This window comes from Streptomyces sp. NPDC020884, assembly GCF_044333935.1.
In the GTDB taxonomy this organism is placed as follows: Bacteria; Actinomycetota; Actinomycetes; order Streptomycetales; family Streptomycetaceae; genus Streptomyces.
Map to the genome: position 1 here is coordinate 327,004 of NZ_JBIRRY010000005.1, position 17,385 is coordinate 344,388.

Below are 17,385 nucleotides of genomic sequence, written 5' to 3' on the forward strand. Positions count from 1 at the left end.
ATGGCCGACGAGAACACCCCTGTGACACCTGAACCCGTGACGCCCGAGGAAGACACCGTCCCCGGTGTCGGCATGCGTGTCGAGCCCGTCGGGCTCGAGACGGAGATGCAGCGCTCCTACCTCGACTACGCGATGTCCGTCATCGTCTCGCGTGCGCTGCCCGACGTACGGGACGGCCTCAAGCCCGTCCACCGCCGGGTGCTGTACGCGATGTACGACGGCGGCTACCGCCCCGAGAAGGGCTTCTACAAGTGCGCCCGCGTCGTCGGCGACGTCATGGGCACGTACCACCCGCACGGCGACTCCTCCATCTACGACGCCCTGGTGCGCCTCGCGCAGCACTGGTCGATGCGCATGCCGCTGGTGGACTCCAACGGCAACTTCGGTTCTCCGGGCAACGACCCGGCCGCCGCCATGCGGTACACCGAGTGCAAGATGATGCCGCTGTCCATGGAGATGGTCCGGGACATCGACGAGGAGACCGTCGACTTCCAGGACAACTACGACGGCCGCAACCAGGAGCCGACGGTCCTGCCGGCGCGCTTCCCGAACCTGCTGGTCAACGGCTCCGCGGGCATCGCGGTCGGCATGGCGACCAACATCCCGCCGCACAACCTCCGCGAGGTCGCCTCCGGCGCCCAGTGGTATCTGGAGCACCCCGAGGCCTCGCACGAGGAACTGCTGGACGCGCTGATCGAGCGCATCAAGGGCCCCGACTTCCCCACCGGCGCGCTGGTCGTGGGCCGCAAGGGCATCGAGGAGGCGTACCGCACCGGCCGTGGCTCCATCACGATGCGCGCGGTCGTCGCGGTCGAGGAGATCCAGGGCCGCCAGTGCCTGGTCGTCACGGAGCTTCCGTACCAGACCAACCCCGACAACCTCGCGCAGAAGATCGCCGACCTGGTCAAGGACGGCAGGGTCGGCGGGATCGCGGACGTCCGCGACGAGACCTCCTCGCGTACGGGGCAGCGCCTGGTCGTCGTCCTCAAGCGGGACGCGGTCGCCAAGGTCGTCCTGAACAACCTGTACAAGCACACCGACCTCCAGACGAACTTCGGCGCGAACATGCTGGCGCTCGTCGACGGGGTGCCGCGCACGCTGTCGATCGACGCGTTCATCCGGCACTGGGTGACGCACCAGATCGAGGTCATCGTCCGGCGGACGAAGTTCCGGCTGCGCAAGGCCGAGGAGCGGGCGCACATCCTGCGCGGCCTCCTCAAGGCCCTGAACGCCATCGACGAGGTCATCGCCCTCATCCGGCGCAGCAACACGGTGGACATCGCGCGCGAGGGCCTGATGGGCCTGCTGGAGATCGACGAGCTCCAGGCGAACGCGATCCTGGAGATGCAGCTGCGCCGGCTGGCCGCGCTGGAGCACCAGAAGATCACCGCCGAGCACGACGAGCTCCAGGCGAAGATCAACGAGTACAACGCGATCCTGGCCTCGCCCGCCAAGCAGCGCACCATCGTCAGCGAGGAGCTGGCGGCGATCGTCGACAAGTTCGGCGACGACCGGCGCTCCCAGCTGGTGCCCTTCGACGGTGACATGTCCATCGAGGACCTGATCGCCGAGGAGGACATCGTCGTCACGATCTCCCGCAGCGGTTATGTGAAGCGCACGAAGACGGACGACTACCGCTCGCAGAAGCGCGGCGGCAAGGGCGTGCGCGGGACGAAGCTCCGGGAAGACGACATCGTCGACCACTTCTTCGTCTCGACGACCCACCACTGGCTGCTGTTCTTCACGAACAAGGGCCGGGTCTACCGGGCCAAGGCCTACGAGCTCCCGGACGCCGGCCGGGACGCGCGCGGCCAGCACGTTGCCAACCTGCTGGCCTTCCAGCCGGACGAGAAGATCGCCCAGATCCTGGCGATCCGCGACTACGAGGCCGTGCCGTACCTGATCCTGGCGACGAAGGGCGGTCTGGTGAAGAAGACCGCGCTCAAGGACTACGACTCGCCGCGCTCGGGCGGGGTCATCGCGATCAACCTGCGCGAGATGCCGGACGGCGGCGACGACGAGCTGATCGGCGCCGAGCTGGTGTCGGCCGAGGACGATCTGCTGCTCATCAGCAAGAAGGCCCAGTCGATCCGGTTCACCGCGACGGACGACGCGCTGCGCCCGATGGGCCGTGCCACCTCGGGCGTCAAGGGGATGAGTTTCCGCGAGGGCGACGAACTGCTCTCGATGAATGTCGTCCGGCCCGGTACGTTCGTGTTCACTGCCACCGACGGCGGGTACGCGAAGCGGACTCCCGTCGACGAGTACCGCGTCCAGGGCCGTGGCGGCCTCGGTATCAAGGCCGCCAAGATCGTGGAGGACCGTGGATCGCTCGTCGGTGCGCTGGTGGTCGAGGAGACCGACGAGATTCTCGCCATCACGCTCGGCGGTGGTGTGATTCGCACGCGAGTCAATGAAGTCAGGGAGACGGGCCGTGACACCATGGGCGTCCAACTGATCAATCTGGGCAAGCGCGACGCCGTCGTCGGCATCGCGCGCAATGCCGAGGCCGGCCGTGAGGCGGAAGAGGTCGATGGGGCCGATGATGCTGATGGCGAGATGGCCGAGGTCCACGCCGAGGGCGTGACAGAGGGCACTGTCGAGGGCACGGAGCCTTCGACCGGGGAGCACGAGGAGTAGAGCGTGAGTGGAGCCACGGGCGCCGGTTCGGCCGCTTCCGGAGCCGGCGCGAACGGTGCCCGTGGCCCTGCCACGGACTCCCAAGGGGGCACTGTGACGGACACACGAGGGCCTCAGCCCCAGTACGAGGGTTACGCGACCGGGCCGCTGCCCGGCGAGCGTGAGCCCGCACCGGGGCCTTCTGGGCCGTACCACCCGCCCCAGGCGTACCAGGCGCCCGGTGGCGGCACCCAGGGCGGCCAGCAGCGCCCCGGACAGCCGGTCGGCGGCACCCTGGGCGGTGCGCAGGGCGCGGCCGGCGCCCAGGCGACGCGCAAACCGCGCACGGGGGCGCGGACCACTCCGCGGACCCGCAAGGCCCGTCTGCGGGTGGCCAAGGCCGATCCGTGGTCGGTGATGAAGGTCAGCTTCCTGCTGTCCATCGCGCTGGGCATCTGCACGGTGGTGGCGTCGGCGGTGCTGTGGATGGTCATGGACGCGATGGGCGTCTTCGAGACCGTCGGCGGCACGATCAGCGAGGCCACCGGCTCGAACGAGAGCAACGGCTTCGATCTGCAGTCGTTCCTGTCGCTACCGCGCGTGCTCATCTTCACCTCGGTCATCGCCGTGATCGATGTGGTGCTGGCCACCGCGCTGGCGACGCTGGGCGCCTTCATCTACAACCTCTCGGCGGGCTTCGTGGGCGGCGTGGAGCTCACGCTGGCCGAGGACGAGTAGCGCGCCGAGTATCGATTTTGGGACTGGCCCCGACGTGCGCTAATCTTCAGAAGTCAGCGCGACAGCGCGGCGGGGCTATAGCTCAGTTGGTTAGAGCGCATCCCTGATAAGGATGAGGCCACAGGTTCAAATCCTGTTAGCCCCACAGTGCGTAGCAAGTGTTGAGAGGGCCTTCCCCCAGGTGGGGAGGGTCCTCTCGGCGTTTCTGCGGTAGGTCGTGGTCTTGGGACGCGTTGGGTTGGATCGGTGCGGGCGGGACCAGGCGGACGTGATCGTCTCCCCGCTTTCTCCCAGGCTCTCCCCCGGACGGTCCGTCCATGCGGACGGCAGCGCCTCACCTGTGGCTCAGGGGCGCGACGTTGACGGTTGCCCCTCTTGGCTCAAGGTGGCAGTTGGGGCCTGTGCGGGCCTGTACGGGCCCTCTACGAGGCGTCTGGAGCCGGGGCGCGTCCTGCCGCGAGCAGTGCCGGATCGACCTCGGAGTGCGAACGCGTTGATCTCGCGGAAGGAGAGTGTCGACGTAGGTCTCATACGCGCTCAGCTTGGCACTGTCGCAGCGGGTCAAGAGCTCGGCCTTGGTGCGGTTCTGCTCCATTGCGTAAGTCGTCCAGTGCACCCAGGAGGACTGCCGCGACCGTTACCGGTCAGACGGGCCGCTGGTCGCCCGCGACGATGGCGATCACCCACTGTGCCGCCCCGCCGGTGACCTTGACTGTGAGGCGCTGGGGCACGGTCTCCGTGTGGATGACGCCTACGGTCGGCACGTCGTCGCAGGCGATCGGATGAGGTTCCCCGTCCGGGTTGTCCCGGTCCGTGACGGTGACCGAGCCCTTCCCCGTGCAGTCCGCGTAGATGGTGTAGGTCTCCTCGGCGGGCGTGAACTCGGGAAGGTTCTTGTTTCCGGCGCCGGAGGTCTCCGGTACCAGTGCCTGCGCCTTCTCCGGGTATTCCAACCCAGGTGCGGACGCGCCGCCCGCGGAGGGCGATGAGGTCGGGGACGCGGGGGATCCACTTGCCGTGAGGGTGGTCTTCGAGCCGGCGCCCTCAGGGGTGCCGGTGTTGGCGGAACCGCTGCAGCCACCGACCAGAAGGACGGCGGCCAGCGGGGCGGCTGCGGTGAGAATGCGTCGGCGCAAGGTGTACTCCTCGGAGTGCGACGGACTGCCCGGCCCTGTACGTCAGGACCGGGCAGCGGACGGGCTGAGGGGCGGCCCCCCTGCTCTCTGGACCTAGTTGATGACCCAGCCCTCGCGGTAGGGCGCCCAGGCCGTCATGTACTGCTTGTTGCTCTTCTGGCAGGCGCTGCCGCGATGGTACTTGTAGCCGTAAATGTTCTCCTTGCTGATACCGTAATCTCCCTTTACGGTGGACTTCGCTTTCACCTTGCCATAGGCCTCAATGCCGATTTCCGAGGTCCAGCTCTTCTTGGCGTTGGCCTGAACCTCGGCCTTGATCGACCCCAGAATCTTGACGCCGATATCGGCGCTGATGGTCACCGAAGCGCCTACCTCGGTCGTTCCTGACTTCTTGGAAGTGAACTTGAAGTCGACGGCGTAGCTCTTCTTGTTCTCGACGAACGTCCGGTATTTGACGGACATCGTGTTCTTCTTGTTCTTGGTTATCTTGAAGAACCAGCCGGGCTTGCACTCCAGTCCGTCCGGCGTGTCCGGCTCGTCGTCCGGGAACTTGATCTCCGGCGGCTCACCCGGAATCGGCAGGTCCTCGTCGTACTCGCCCTCAACGGGCTCGCCTTCGATGGGTCCGTCATCAGCCGGTGCAGCGCTGCCCGGAGCGATGGCGCTCACGGGCGCGGCGACGGCGGTGGCGGCAAGTGCAGGTGTGCCGAGCCCGGTGACGACTGCCAGCGCGACTGCGGTGCTGAGTGCTCCCCTTTTAACCTTGATGCTCTTCCCCCTAGTTATCGCTCCCCTGTCGGGAGCGGACAGAATGAGAACTTAAGGTCTTGCGTCCGCCGCCGGAAGGGAATTTCCTTGATCTGAGCAAGATTTGAGGTTCATGGTGAGTCAAGTGGAAGTAGTTGATTCGAGAGCGGATGGAATGGTTCCGCATATTTCCTTTCACCATTGAGTGTTCTTGGAGTGGCTGCGGTGAGGTGGTGGTGAGAGTGCAACGCGCGAGGAATCCAGGCCGTTAGGGAGATGCTCGAAGTCTCAACTCATCGGTGTAGGTGCCTCGTTGGTTCTTCATCCTGCCGCACTTGACCTGGCTCATGGGTTGGTCGAGTGGGTCGCCTGCGAGGGTGGCCGCCGCTAAAGCTCCTGCCGGACCAGCGCGTGCTCGTCGGTCTCGTGTACCTGCGCAAACGCGACACTCTCGCGCAAATGGCTGCCGGCTTCGGTGTCTCGATCGGCACCGCCCACACCTGAATCGCCGCGGTGATCGACCTCCTGGCCGCTTGGGTGCCCGGCCCGCTGAAGGTCCTGCGTGAGCATGAACCGGAGTATGTACTGCTCGACGGGACGCTCGCCGAGTGCGACCGCGTGGGCGACGGCCGGGCTGATTACTCGCAACCATCGCCTTGGGCGCCGGGGGGTTGTCCAAGCAGGGCCGGAAGCCGTGGGTGCCCCCTGAGTCGTCGGTGGATTCGGAGCCGGCGAACGCGCGCTCGAAGGTCGCGGCTACATAAATAAGTCCAAGAGATTGTCCAGTGACCGGACCTGCCGACTCATGGCGAAGAGTCCGGTTGCGGAGATCAAGGCCATCAGCAGGTTCTGCCCCTGCTCGCCCCAGTCATGGACCATCAGCACGAGATGGATCAGGTTGAGGAGGAGCCCGCCTACGAGGGCGATCGGGGTCAGGGAACCGATGATCAGGCCCAAACCGATTGCCAGCTCGGCGTAGGCGACGAGGTAGGCCACCGAACGAGGGCGTGGCTTCACACGACGTCGAAGCCCCGGCGGACGACTGGCCACCGGTGCTCCGCAGCGACGCCCGAGGCCCACGAGATGCCGCAGCCGGCGAACCAGTCCTTCTTGTCCTTGTGGCGTCAGCTCTCCAACCACCACAGGCCGAGGACGATGCGGAGGACGGCAGACCACTCGGCGCCGCCGAGCCAGATCGTTTCCCTTGTCCCTTGTCTCCTCGCTCTCGCACCGGCTGCAAGGCGCGACTCGCGGATATGGACATCAACCATGTGGAGGCCTCGCTCTGCTTCCCGACCTTTCCGCGATTCTGTGGGCAGACGTTCGCGGAGGCCAAGGACAAGGAGGTTGGGCGGGCGTGCAACGACTGGATGGAGAAGGGTCCCGGGCGCAGCGGAAGGATCTGGGCTTACGGGGGCGGCTCCGGGCGCAGCGGAAAGGCCCGGCGTACGCGAAGGGTCCCGGGCGCACGAAAAGGGCCCCCGTCCGGTGTGAACCGGACCAGGGGCCCCGGAGTGCGGTGGCGCCGGGCTCAGGGGGGCGGGGCCGGGGAGTCGCCTTCCGGGGCTGTGTGGTGGGAGCCGGCGGGGCCGGTCGTGCGGGCGGTCTCCGCCGGGTCGAGCGACAGGTGGCGGGTGGCCGGGGAGGAGCCGTGGGCCTCGGCGCGGATGCGCTGCTTCATCGTGGGCGGAAGGGCCCGGTCACGCGGAAGGGTCCATCGGACCGAGGGGGCGATCGGGGTTGCCGCGGTGGCGCCCGTGTGCTCCTGGGTCGTGGCGCTCGGCTGCGCGGCGGCGTTCGTGGCGTTCGCGGTGCTCGCCGTGGCGGTGGCGAGGCCCAGCGACGCCAGGAGGGCGAAGAAGGCGGTGATGAAGGCGGTCCAGAGGTTCTTGGGCTGGAAGGTGCTCATGGCCCCTCGCTTTCGGACGGTCCGGTTGCTGACTTCTCCGATCATGTGGATCCGGGCCGCGTTTTCGGGGAGCGACGCCCGCACTGCGCCGATCTTCGGATTAACACCACTCGTATGGTGCAACCGGGGTGGACAGTCCCTTCCGGGCGGTCGGAACGGGGTGCCGGGAGGTCGTTCGGGACGCCGATACGGGGCTGCTTTTGGGTCCCGGGCAGGTCACCGATCGGTATCGGCCGGTGTGTATAGTCGGCGTCAGAAGGCCCCTACGCCAAGGAAAGACGAGGTCGCGCGGTGAAGAAGCTTCTCCTGGTCGCACTGGCCGCCATCGGCGGGCTCCTCGTGTACCGCCAGATCCAGGCGGATCGCGCCGAGCAGGATCTGTGGACGGAGGCGACCGACTCCGTGCCCGCAGGTTCGGGTGTGTGAGACGGCACAGTCTGTTACGGGCCCCGGTCGCTGAGCGGCCGGGGCTTCGTGCTGTTCGGGGCCCGTTCGCCGGCGTGCGGGCCCTTTGTGCTGCCCGCGCCTCTTGAGTTCACTTGAGCAAATGAATAAATTACTCAAGTGAACCTCCGTCTTGGCGTCGGCGAGGGCGGGAACGCGGACAAGAGGGGTAATCCGGCCGTGGCCGGAGACAACAGCGGTGCGGGCGGGGCAGGATGGACCGGCATCGCGGCCGGGCGGTCGACGGACGCCGGCGCGTGAGGACGACGAGGGGAAGCGCGTGAAGAGGCAGCGCAACAGGGGCCGGGTGGTGGCCGCGGCACTCGCGGCGATGTGCGCGGTGGCGGTGCTGCCGGGGCAGGCGCACGCGGCCGGGCCCGGGACGTACGCGTTCGACGCCGGGGCGAAGAAGGTGCAGGGGGCGATGGCGAACGTCGAGGCCTCCGAGCTGGACGAGGGCGTCCCCTACCGCAGCACGATCAGGCCCGGCGAGAAGCTCTACTACCGGGTCGTGCTGGACGACGTCTCCGCCGCCTACGTCTCGGCCGTCGCGGTGCCGGGCGACAGCGGCGAGGTCGCCTACGGCGACGGCATCACCGTCAGCCTCCGGGAAGCCGACGACACCCGGTGCAGCTCGGAGCAGGCGGTCTTCGGCTCGGGCGAGTACGCCCGTCCGATCGCCGCGTACGCCTCCCGGACCGTCAAGGAGGGCGGCACCACCTGCCAGGAGAGCGGCCCCTACGACGTCCTCGTCGAGCGCGAGACCAAATCGGCGGCCGACACCGAGACCTGGGACCTGGAGTTGCGCTTCCTCCAGGAGCCGCAGCTGAAGAGCGGGCCGTCCATGCCGACCGACGCGCCCGAAAGCTGGCCGTCGGCCTCGGCGAAGCCGCTGACCGGGAAGCAGCAGAAGCGGTCCGGCGGGGCCGGGTACTCCGAGGCCACCAGCCTGGAGGGCGGCCGCTGGCAGGACACCGTCGCTCCCGGCCAGACCCGCTTCTACCGGGTGCCGGTGGGCTGGGGCCAGCAGATCCACGCCACCGCCGGGCTCTCCAACAGCACGTCAGGCGCTACGGACTTCGTGGGCAACGCGCTCAACCTGTCGCTGGACAACCCGGCCCAGGGGCATGTCTCCGAAGCCACGCTCTCGTACTCCGGAGGGCCCGCGTCCGCCTCGCTGCGGCCGCTGCCGCCGGTCGCCTACCGCAACCGGTTCGCCTCCTCGACCCAGGTCAGCGCCATGCGCTTCGCGGGCTGGTACTACCTGTCGGTGACCCTGAGCCCGAAGCTGAAGGAGTTCTACGGCGCCGAGCCGATCCCCTTCGAGCTGGCGGTCCAGGTGAAGAACACGGCCGGTGAGTCCCCGTACGAGGGTGACGCCGGGGTCTTCGGCGTCACCGACCAGGACCGGGAAGTGGCCCGGAAGGGGCAGAACGCCGGGCAGGCCGCGAAGAGCGGCCCCATGAAGGTGGTCGCCACGGCCGGGATCGGCACGGGTTCCGTGCTGGTGCTCGGGCTGGGCGTCTGGACGCTGCTGGCCCGCCGCCGCGCCGCCGGAGCCCCGGCCGCCGAATTCCCGCCCGCCGGAGGCCATCAGCCGCCGCAGGGCTGGTAGTCCGGCCCGGCGGCGTCCCCGCGCCGACCCGCCGCCCCGCCGACCCGCCCGCCTCGGCGGCCGCCGTCGGCGCGGGGACGTCAGACCTGGGTCAGGGCCCAGATCCCGACCGCGAAGCAGATCAGCGCCACCACCAGCACCGGGACCGCCACCTTCGGGGGCGGTCCCGGACGCGTTCGCCGTACGGGGACGTGGGACGCGGCGTGCTGCACCGGGCCGCCGGGCGCCGGCGCGTGCTGCTGGGAGGTGTAGGCGCGGGTGGCGGCGGGATCGTGCGGCACGCCGGAGGTCGGCGCCCGGGAGGGGTCCGGCGCGCCGGCCGCGTACGGGAGCGGCGGGTCCACCGGGGTCGGCGGCTGCTGGAACCCCGGCTGCGGGTAGGGCTGTTGCTGTGGCGGCGAGGCCATGGGCGGGGGCGCGAGATGGAAGCTGCCCGTCTGCGACATCGCGACGGGGGGCGGCGTGGGGGCCTGCTGACCGGACGGCTGCGCGGCTCCCGGGACCGGTACGGCTCCGGGGCCGGGTGCGGGCTCCCCGGGCGGCTGAGGGGCGGTGACGGGCCCGTCGGGGCCGAATCCCGCCGGCAGTGGCCCGATCTGATCGAACACTTCCACCGACTCGTCGTCCGGGCCGGGTTCGGGCAGCATCTCGACCGCCGCGGTCAGGGCCTTGCGCGCGCCCGTCGCGGTCCGGAACCTGGCGTGCGGGTCGGGCTGGAGCAGACCGGCGAGAACCTGCCACAACGGCTCGGGAATGCCGTTGGGGGCGCTCGGGGTACCGTGCGCGGCGAAGTGCTCCACCAGCGCCTGGGAGTCGGGCTTCCGGCCCTGGAGGAGGTAGAGCGCGACCAGGCCGACCGCGAAGAGGTCCGCGGGGAAGTCGGGCTCGGCGCCCATCATCTGCTCGGGGGCGAAGTAACCGGGCGTGCCGACCACGTAGTTGGTCTCGGTCAGCCGGGGCTCGCCCTTGCGCATCGAGATGCCGAAGTCGGAGAGGCGCAGATGCGGACGGCCCGTTCCGGTCGCCTCCATCAGGATGTTGGCGGGCTTGATGTCGCGGTGCACCACACCCTCGGCGTGCACGGTGGAGAGGCCGGAGAGCAGCTGGTCCAGCAGCAGGCAGACGAAGCGTGTGGGCAACGGACCGTAATCGCCTATGACATGGGCGAGTGAGCCACCGCTCACCAGGTCCATGGTGAACAGGACCTTGTCGTCGTCGGCGGCCCAACTGGCCGGGGCCAGCACGTGCGGGTGCTCGATGCGCAGGGCCTGCTCGCGGACGAAGCGCAGCAGCGTGTGCGCGTCGCTCTGCTGGAGCACCTTGGCCGCGACGTACCTGCGGCGGCGGTGGTCCCAGGCCCGCCAGACGGCGCCGACCCCACCGCGTCCGATCGGATCGATCAGTTCGTACCGACCAGCGAAGACCTCACCCATTGTGCTGCGCCCGCTCCCCGTTCCTGTGGTGCCGCGGCTTCTGCCGCGGCCCGTGTCCGGCCCCCGTGTCCTGCCGGTACCAGGGCGCTGCGCGGCGCGCCTGCCCTGGCTCCGTCGTCCGTCGTGTCCCGAGCCGTCAGCTCTGGTGCCCCTCGTAGTGCGCGACCGCGTCCGCGGTGCGTCCCGCTCCGTACACCTTGAGGAACTCTGCCAGCTCCGGGTGGGTCGGGGCGAGAGCGTCCGACGCATCGATGATGTCGCCGGCCGCCGCGACCGACCGCAACAGGGACTGGATCTCGCGCACCACACGGCGGACGGTGGGAGCGCCGCCGGTGGAGGTGGTCTGGCCGGTGGCGGTCAGGACCGACCCGCCCTGCGACTTCTTGATCTCCTCCATGCGGTCGGTGGCCTCGCCCGCGCTGACGCTGCCGTCGGCCACCTGGCTCGCCAGCTCCTGGAGGGCCTGGACGCGCTGGACCACCGCAGGGTTCCCGATCTTGGCCCGCTGGCCGCTCATCAGTTGGGAGAGCATCGGGGCGGAAAGCCCGAGAACAGCGGCCAGCCGGGCCTGGTTCAGGCCGAGATCATCGATCAGTCGACGGAAGAGCGCCCCCAACGGCTCCCCGTACCAACTGCGTTGAAGGTCTCTGGCTCTTGCCGTCGCCTCTTGTTGCGCTGCGTCCATGGCGTCTCCCCTTGGCTGCGGCTTCGCTGCTGCGAACCTTGCGAGCATCTTACGGAGAGTGGTCGTCCACGGGGAGCCCCTATCCCTTTTGCAGGATTGCGGGGGTCACCCGGTACTCTGGTCTGCGACGGTAGCCCTGGCGCGGATGTGCTGGGCGTTGCCCTCATTCGTTGTGGCCCGGGGCCTTAGCTCAGTTGGTAGAGCGCTGCCTTTGCAAGGCAGATGTCAGGAGTTCGAATCTCCTAGGCTCCACATAGTGAGAACCCTCTGACCTGAGGAAACATGGTCAGGGGGTTCTTCTGTTCTCCCGCGCGGCCGGCCTCGTCGGGTTTCCCCCGCCGGTACCGCGGATCGCGGTCGGGGCCATGGCCGGTCCGTACGCACCCACGCGCCGCCTCCGTATCGCCGCTGTCCGGGGCCTCGATCTCGTACGATCCGGAACTATCTCGTTTCCTCCGGGGCCGTGTGCCGGAGGCACCAGGCACACTTCATACGTAAACAGTCGAGCCACAAAAGGACTCAGGCATGATCACGTTGACGAAGGAAGACGGCCCGGCGGACCTCGGCGGGGTGACCCACCTGTCCATCGGGGCGTCCTGGGACCCGACCGTCGGAAGCAGCGGCGGCCTGATGGGGAAGATCCGGCAGAAGGCCGGCACGGACCTCGACCTGATCGCCATCGCGCTGCAGGGCGGGGACCCGGTGCGGCTGGCCGGGCTGGACTCCCTGGACCCGCTGGGCAACGGCTCGCTGGTGCACAGCGGGGACAACCAGACCGGGCACGGGGACGGCGACGACGAGACGGTGACCGTCGAGTTCGCCAAGATTCCTTCGAACATCACGTCGATCGTCTTCATCGCGGCCGCGTACAAGAAGCGCAGCGCGTTCAGCAACGCGCGCAACATCAGCTTCAAGGTGTACGACGCGACGGGCGGCAGCACGCAGCAGGTCGCCGACATCTGGCCGAGCATGCTGACCCAGGACAACGGCGTCGCCGTGGCCAAGGCGATCCGCGAGGGCGCGGGCTGGAAGCTCCAGGTGATCAACGAGACCGGGAAGATCAAGCAGGGCGACGAGCAGGCTCTGATGCGCTTCGCCGTGAGCCGGTAGGTCCGGTCGTTCCGGGCCGGCGGCCCGGGGTGGCAGCACGAAACGCGGCTGCGGTGACCGCCTGGGCGGTCACCGCAGCCGCGTTCGTGTTGTCAGGAAGTGCGCACGGGCCTCTGCCCGCCGGCCCGGGTCAGGGCCGGTCGTCGAGGCCGGGGGTGCCTCCCTCGTCCGACTCGGCCTGCTTGGCCTTGACCTCGGGGTCGAGGTCGGCCCGCTCGCTGCCGTCGACCGAGCTGAGCGGCGACCGCTCGTCGCCGACCTCGGTGGCGACGGGCGGCTCCACCAGCCAGTCCGGGTTGGCCTGCTTGTCCCACCAGCACCAGGCGGCATACGCGCCGCCCGCCAGGACGCCCAGCACCAGGACCCCCTTCGCGGCCCGGCCGGCCTTGGCCCGTCGCCGGTGCTTCCTGGCCAGCTTCTGGATCTCCTTGGCCGTCACCTGGGTGCGCAGCGCCGCCAGGGCGGCCGCGCTGCGGGCGGAAGCCTGCTCGGCGATGGGCTGGGCCACCGCCCGTGCGTGCTCGACGCGGGGTGCGGTGTAGTCGGCGGCGCTGCGTGCCGCCTTCCGGGTGGACGACGCCGCGCGCTGGGCGGCGTCGTCCACCCGGGGCGGCACATGCGTACGGGCCTGTTCGAGGCGAGGTGCGAGGTGGGACGCGTACTGGACACGGGCCTGCTGGGCCGCCTTCGTCACCTTGGGTGCGAGCCGTACGCGCGCCTCGTGCGCGTAGTGGGCCGCCTGCTCCTTGGCCGTGTCGGCGTAGGGCGCCACCACTTCCGCGGCGTGCTGCGCGCTGTCCTTCGCCGAGTCGGTTGCGGCGCGCACGCTGTCGATGCGGGTCACGGGATCCTCCTCCTTGGTGGCGGGTAGGTACTCCGCCTGTCCGCCCAGTTCGAAATCATGCCTGTTGCGGCCATGCCCGGCATGCGGGGCGGGCATCCGGGTCATGATCGTCATTTGCGGTCAAAACGGCACATGTGAAGTGTGCCGACGACAATGCCATGGTTCGGTGCCGAACGCGCCGTTTCGCCCTGCATCCGGCCGTACATTTCCCGGCTCCGTGGGAGGATCGGCGGACGTCAGCGAAGGATTTGACGGCAGGCGAAGGACGAAGGAAGGCAGATCGTGGCCGAGCAGCTTTACGCCACCTTGAAGACCAGTCAGGGCGACATCGAGATCCGGCTCCTGCCGAACCACGCCCCCAAGACGGTCAGGAACTTCGTCGAGCTGGCCACCGGGCAGCGTGAGTGGGTCAATCCGGAGACCGGCGAGAAATCCACGGACCGGCTGTACGACGGCACCGTCTTCCACCGCGTCATCAGCGGTTTCATGATCCAGGGCGGCGACCCGCTGGGCAACGGCACCGGCGGCCCCGGCTACAAGTTCGCCGACGAGTTCCACCCGGAGCTGGGCTTCACCCAGCCGTATCTGCTGGCCATGGCGAACGCGGGCCCGGGGACGAACGGCTCGCAGTTCTTCCTGACCGTGTCCCCCACCGCCTGGCTGACCGGCAAGCACACCATCTTCGGCGAGGTGGCCGACGAGGCGGGCCGCAAGGTCGTCGACGCCATCGCGGCCGCCCCGACCAACCCGCGCACCGACCGTCCGGTGCAGGACGTGGTGATCGAGTCCGTGGTCGTCGAGACCCGCTGACGGCCCGTTCCCCGCCGGACCCCGCCGCAGACCTCCGCGGCAGACCTCGTCGGACGCCCCCTTCGCGGGAACCAACCGCCCTGCCCGTCCGTAGTGATACATAGCGGACCAGCGGGGCGGCCCTGTCCGCGCCGCCCGAGCGACGAGGACCGAGAGGCAGGCCAGGACCGATGGACCAGCAGCCGCCGGGGGACCGTGCCGCCGCGGGAAGCGGTGTGCCGACACCGACCTGCTACCGCCACCCCGACCGCGGGACCGGCATCAGCTGTACGCGTTGCGAGCGGCCCATCTGCCCCGAGTGCATGGTGAGCGCCTCGGTCGGCTTCCAGTGCCCCGACTGCGTACGGCAGGGCTCGGGCACCGGGCACCACCCGGCGGCCAGCCGGCCGCGGACGCTGGCGGGCGGCTCGGTGGCCGCCGATCCGCGCCTGGTCACCAAGATCCTGCTCGGCATCAATCTCGCCGTCTTCCTGCTGGTCGCCGTGCGCCCCGCCCTGGTGAACGATCTGACGCTGCTCGGGCGGGCCTGGGACCCGAGCCCGCCGCCGGGATCCATCGAAGGCGTGGCCGAAGGCCAGTGGTATCGCCTGCTGACCTCGATGTTCCTGCACCAGGAGGTCATGCACATCGGGTTCAACATGCTGGGGCTGTGGTGGCTCGGCGGGCCGCTGGAGGCCGCGCTCGGCCGCGCCCGCTATCTCGCGCTGTATCTGCTGTCCGGTTTCGCGGGCAGCGCCCTCACGTATCTGATCGCCGCGCCCAACCAGGGTTCGCTGGGTGCCTCCGGTGCGGTGTTCGGCCTGCTGGGCGCCACCGCCGTCCTGATGCGCCGGATGAACCACGACATGCGTCCGGTGTTCGTGCTGCTGGCGCTGAACCTGGTCTTCACCTTCACCTGGGGCGGCATCGCCTGGGAGGCGCACGTCGGCGGTCTGATCGCGGGCGTCATCATCGCGGTCGGCATGGTCCACGCCCCGCGTGAGCGCCGTACGGCGGTGCAGACCGGCACCTGTGCGCTCGTCCTGCTGGCGACCGTCGGGATCATCATCGCCCGGACGATGTCCCTCACCTGAGCGGCGCCCTGGGGCCGGAGCCCGAGCGGAACGAGGCCCTCCACCCCCAGGCGGACCGAAGTTGTCCACAGTGTGCGGAGAATCTTGTGCATGGCAAGAGGAACAGCTGTTCCCCTTGTCGCTGAGCTGGGTCTTTCCGCCTGAATAACGGGGTGCAGCCCCCCTCGGTGAGGGAGGCTGCAGTCACACCGGCGTCAACTTGAGTGGAGGTTATCCACAGATCGTCTGACCTTTTCCCCCGACTGTGGATAACTCTGTGGGTAACTCAGGGCAAGGCTTGCGCGGAGGAGGTCCGTCACTTCCACTGCGTCGACACGGCGAAGCCGCCGGCGATGAAGCCGAAGCCGACCACGATGTTCCAGTTGCCCAGGGCGTCGACCGGCAGATCACCTTCGGTCACGTAGAACACCACGATCCAGGCCAGCCCGATGAGGAACAGGGCCAGCATCACCGGCGCAACCCAACTGCGGTTGGTCAGCTTTATGTTCGTTGCCTGCTTCGCCGCGGGCGGCGTGAAGTCGGCCTTCTTGCGGATACGTGACTTCGGCACGAGGGACTCTCCTGTCGATGCGCTGCGTGACCGCGCAGGGATCTGTGGCGGGCGCCGGGGGCGGGGTGCCAGGGGGAATACTGCCTCCCCCGAGCGTCCGTTAGCGTAGTGCTTCTCTGGCGCCTGATGAGATAAGGGTACGTTGAGCAATTCTGCCGACTCCCCGGAAGGCCCGGTCCGACGCACCTCCGTGTGGGCGGTCCGGGGCCTGACCGCTGCGGTCTTCGCCCTGGCCGGACTCATCTTCGTCACCAGCGCCAACACCGCCAAGGGCACCAATCTGCGCAGTGACTCCTCCCTCCTCAAGCTCTCCGACCTGATCAGGGAGCGCAGCGAGAAGAACGGCGAGCTGAACGACGCGGTCGCCGGCGCCCGCGCGGACATCGACGCGCTCGCCCAGCGCGACGACGGCTCCACCAGGGCCGAGGACGCCCGGCTGAAGGCCCTGGAGAAGGCGGCCGGCACCACGAAGATCACCGGCGACTCCGTCAGCGTGACCCTCGACGACGCGCCCCCCGACGCCACCGCCAACCCCGGCTACCCCGAGCCCCAGCCCAACGACCTGGTCATCCACCAGCAGGACCTGCAGGCCGTGGTGAACGCGCTGTGGCAGGGCGGGGCACGCGGAATCCAGGTGATGGACCAGCGGCTGATCTCCACCAGCGCCGTCCGCTGCGTGGGCAACACCCTGATCCTCCAGGGCCGCGTCTACTCCCCGCCGTACAAGGTCACCGCGGTCGGCGACCCGGGCAAGCTCAAGCGGGCCCTCAACGGCTCCACCGCGATCCAGAACTACCTGCTGTACGTGAAGGCGTACGGCCTGGGCTGGAAAGTCGACGAGAACGAGGCGGTGACTCTTCCGGGGTACTCGGGCACAGTGGATCTCCACTACGCACAGCCTGTGCAGTGAGTCCTGGCTGAGCCCCAGCCGAGCCCGGGGAGGCCCGTCCCGTGTCGGTGCGCATCGTCGTCAGAACCTTCAGTGAGCTCTGCATCACCGTGGGCGCGCTGATCATTCTCTTCGTGGCGTACGTCCTTCTGTGGACGGGTGTGAAGGCCGCCGACGCGGCGGAGAGCGAGATCGACACCCTGCACAGCCAGTGGGCCCGGGGCCCCGTGACGCCGGCCCCGCCGCCCGCCTCCGCCGAGCCCTCCACCCCGGCCCCGCCGGTTCCCTACCGTGACGGGAAGCCCTTCGCGATGATGCATATCCCCCGCTTCGGCACCGGCTGGGAGTGGCCCGTCCTGGAGAACACCGAGGTCACAACCTTGCAGAGGGGGCTCGGGCACTACAGCGGTACCGCTCGCCCCGGCGACCGGGGCAACTTCGCGGTCGCCGGGCACCGGCGGACGTACGGCGACCCCTTCAAGGACTTCCCGAAGCTGCGCGCCGGGGACGCGGTGGTCGTCAACGACGGCACGACCTGGTTCACGTACCGCATCGCGAAGCAGCCGTACCGGACCGTGCCCACCGACACCGCCGTCGTCGACCCGGTGCCCCGCGGCTCCGGGTTCGAGGGCGCCGGACGCTATCTGACGCTCACCACGTGCGAGCCGGAATGGGGCAGCAGCCACCGGCTGATCGTCTGGGCGCATCTGGACGCGACGCGGCCGGTGAGCGACGGCAGGCCGCCGGAGCTTTCCGGCTGACCCGCGCTTTTCCCCAGCTGAC

General features: G+C 69.1%; 17 protein-coding genes, 2 tRNA genes and 3 pseudogenes. 14 read left to right on the forward strand and 8 right to left on the reverse strand.

Annotated elements, in window-relative coordinates; translation table 11 throughout:
* From gyrA to ACH4UK_RS18345, 3 genes are all read left to right on the forward strand, one after another.
* Positions 1–2,640 (forward strand): DNA gyrase subunit A, encoded by a 2,640-nt coding sequence (gene gyrA / locus ACH4UK_RS18335; protein WP_398357438.1) that lies wholly within the window; start codon positions 1–3, stop codon positions 2,638–2,640.
* Positions 2,641–2,733: 93 nt separating this feature from the next.
* On the forward strand, positions 2,734–3,357 hold the full coding sequence (locus ACH4UK_RS18340; protein ID WP_398357439.1) for a DUF3566 domain-containing protein: 624 nt from the start codon (positions 2,734–2,736) through the stop codon (positions 3,355–3,357).
* A gap of 71 nt (positions 3,358–3,428) precedes the next feature.
* Positions 3,429–3,502 (forward strand) — tRNA-Ile (locus ACH4UK_RS18345).
* Positions 3,503–4,001: 499 nt separating this feature from the next.
* On the opposite strand, the gene ACH4UK_RS18350 is transcribed toward ACH4UK_RS18345, so the two are convergent.
* Together ACH4UK_RS18350 and ACH4UK_RS18355 are read right to left on the reverse strand one after the other, a co-directional pair.
* The gene (locus tag ACH4UK_RS18350; RefSeq protein ID WP_398357441.1) at positions 4,002–4,493 is read right to left on the reverse strand and encodes a hypothetical protein; all 492 of its coding nucleotides are present in this window, start codon (positions 4,491–4,493) and stop codon (positions 4,002–4,004) included.
* Between the two features lie 93 nt (positions 4,494–4,586).
* Positions 4,587–5,162 carry a hypothetical protein gene (locus tag ACH4UK_RS18355; protein WP_398357443.1) on the reverse strand — a complete coding sequence of 192 codons (576 nt, stop codon included), beginning with the start codon at positions 5,160–5,162 and terminating at the stop codon, positions 4,587–4,589.
* A gap of 391 nt (positions 5,163–5,553) precedes the next feature.
* Between ACH4UK_RS18355 and ACH4UK_RS18360 the strand changes: the two are divergent.
* Positions 5,554–5,885 (forward strand): annotated as a pseudogene (locus ACH4UK_RS18360) (transposase family protein); the annotation flags it as partial.
* A gap of 111 nt (positions 5,886–5,996) precedes the next feature.
* Here the strand turns inward: ACH4UK_RS18360 and ACH4UK_RS18365 are convergent.
* A pseudogene (locus tag ACH4UK_RS18365) lies at positions 5,997–6,436 on the reverse strand (DoxX family protein).
* A gap of 30 nt (positions 6,437–6,466) precedes the next feature.
* Here ACH4UK_RS18365 and ACH4UK_RS18370 point away from each other — a divergent pair.
* A pseudogene (locus ACH4UK_RS18370) lies at positions 6,467–6,637 on the forward strand (amidohydrolase); the annotation flags it as partial.
* Positions 6,638–6,771: 134 nt separating this feature from the next.
* Here the strand turns inward: ACH4UK_RS18370 and ACH4UK_RS18375 are convergent.
* Entirely contained in the window at positions 6,772–7,149 is a 378-nt protein-coding gene (locus tag ACH4UK_RS18375; RefSeq protein ID WP_398357444.1) for a DUF6344 domain-containing protein, read from the reverse strand.
* Positions 7,150–7,440: 291 nt separating this feature from the next.
* Here ACH4UK_RS18375 and ACH4UK_RS18380 point away from each other — a divergent pair, with 291 nt between their 5' ends.
* From ACH4UK_RS18380 to ACH4UK_RS18390, 3 genes are all read left to right on the forward strand, one after another.
* The gene (locus ACH4UK_RS18380; RefSeq protein ID WP_003958712.1) at positions 7,441–7,575 is read left to right on the forward strand and encodes a DLW-39 family protein; all 135 of its coding nucleotides are present in this window, start codon (positions 7,441–7,443) and stop codon (positions 7,573–7,575) included.
* 138 nt (positions 7,576–7,713) lie between these two features.
* Positions 7,714–7,854, forward strand: a complete 141-nt coding sequence (locus tag ACH4UK_RS18385; protein ID WP_398357446.1) for a hypothetical protein — start codon at positions 7,714–7,716, stop codon at positions 7,852–7,854.
* Between the two features lie 19 nt (positions 7,855–7,873).
* Positions 7,874–9,208 carry a hypothetical protein gene (locus ACH4UK_RS18390; RefSeq protein ID WP_398357448.1) on the forward strand — a complete coding sequence of 445 codons (1,335 nt, stop codon included), beginning with the start codon at positions 7,874–7,876 and terminating at the stop codon, positions 9,206–9,208.
* An 80-nt stretch (positions 9,209–9,288) separates the two neighbouring features.
* Here the strand turns inward: ACH4UK_RS18390 and ACH4UK_RS18395 are convergent, their stop codons facing one another.
* Complete coding sequence (locus ACH4UK_RS18395; RefSeq protein WP_398357449.1) at positions 9,289–10,641, reverse strand: serine/threonine protein kinase; 1,353 nt, start codon at positions 10,639–10,641, stop codon at positions 9,289–9,291.
* A 136-nt stretch (positions 10,642–10,777) separates the two neighbouring features.
* Positions 10,778–11,326 (reverse strand): helix-turn-helix domain-containing protein, encoded by a 549-nt coding sequence (locus ACH4UK_RS18400; RefSeq protein WP_398357451.1) that lies wholly within the window; start codon positions 11,324–11,326, stop codon positions 10,778–10,780.
* A 179-nt stretch (positions 11,327–11,505) separates the two neighbouring features.
* Here ACH4UK_RS18400 and ACH4UK_RS18405 point away from each other — a divergent pair.
* A tRNA-Ala gene (locus ACH4UK_RS18405) sits at positions 11,506–11,578 on the forward strand.
* Positions 11,579–11,851: 273 nt separating this feature from the next.
* Entirely contained in the window at positions 11,852–12,436 is a 585-nt protein-coding gene (locus tag ACH4UK_RS18410; protein ID WP_274031289.1) for a TerD family protein, read from the forward strand.
* 130 nt (positions 12,437–12,566) lie between these two features.
* Here ACH4UK_RS18410 and ACH4UK_RS18415 read toward each other — a convergent pair whose 3' ends face one another.
* On the reverse strand, positions 12,567–13,280 hold the full coding sequence (locus ACH4UK_RS18415; protein ID WP_398357453.1) for a DUF5324 family protein: 714 nt from the start codon (positions 13,278–13,280) through the stop codon (positions 12,567–12,569).
* A gap of 282 nt (positions 13,281–13,562) precedes the next feature.
* On the opposite strand from ACH4UK_RS18415, the gene ACH4UK_RS18420 reads away from it, so the two are divergent.
* The gene (locus tag ACH4UK_RS18420; RefSeq protein WP_398357454.1) at positions 13,563–14,090 is read left to right on the forward strand and encodes a peptidylprolyl isomerase; all 528 of its coding nucleotides are present in this window, start codon (positions 13,563–13,565) and stop codon (positions 14,088–14,090) included.
* Between the two features lie 170 nt (positions 14,091–14,260).
* Entirely contained in the window at positions 14,261–15,163 is a 903-nt protein-coding gene (locus tag ACH4UK_RS18425; protein ID WP_398357456.1) for a rhomboid family intramembrane serine protease, read from the forward strand.
* A 295-nt stretch (positions 15,164–15,458) separates the two neighbouring features.
* On the opposite strand, the gene crgA is transcribed toward ACH4UK_RS18425, so the two are convergent.
* Positions 15,459–15,713, reverse strand: a complete 255-nt coding sequence (crgA, locus tag ACH4UK_RS18430; protein WP_398357457.1) for a cell division protein CrgA — start codon at positions 15,711–15,713, stop codon at positions 15,459–15,461.
* Between the two features lie 142 nt (positions 15,714–15,855).
* Between crgA and ACH4UK_RS18435 the strand changes: the two genes are divergently transcribed.
* Positions 15,856–16,623 (forward strand): DUF881 domain-containing protein, encoded by a 768-nt coding sequence (locus ACH4UK_RS18435; RefSeq protein ID WP_398357459.1) that lies wholly within the window; start codon positions 15,856–15,858, stop codon positions 16,621–16,623.
* Positions 16,624–16,664: 41 nt separating this feature from the next.
* Positions 16,665–17,363, forward strand: coding sequence for a class E sortase (locus ACH4UK_RS18440; RefSeq protein WP_398357461.1), 699 nt, complete (start codon positions 16,665–16,667; stop codon positions 17,361–17,363).
* Positions 17,364–17,385 lie beyond the last annotated feature (22 nt).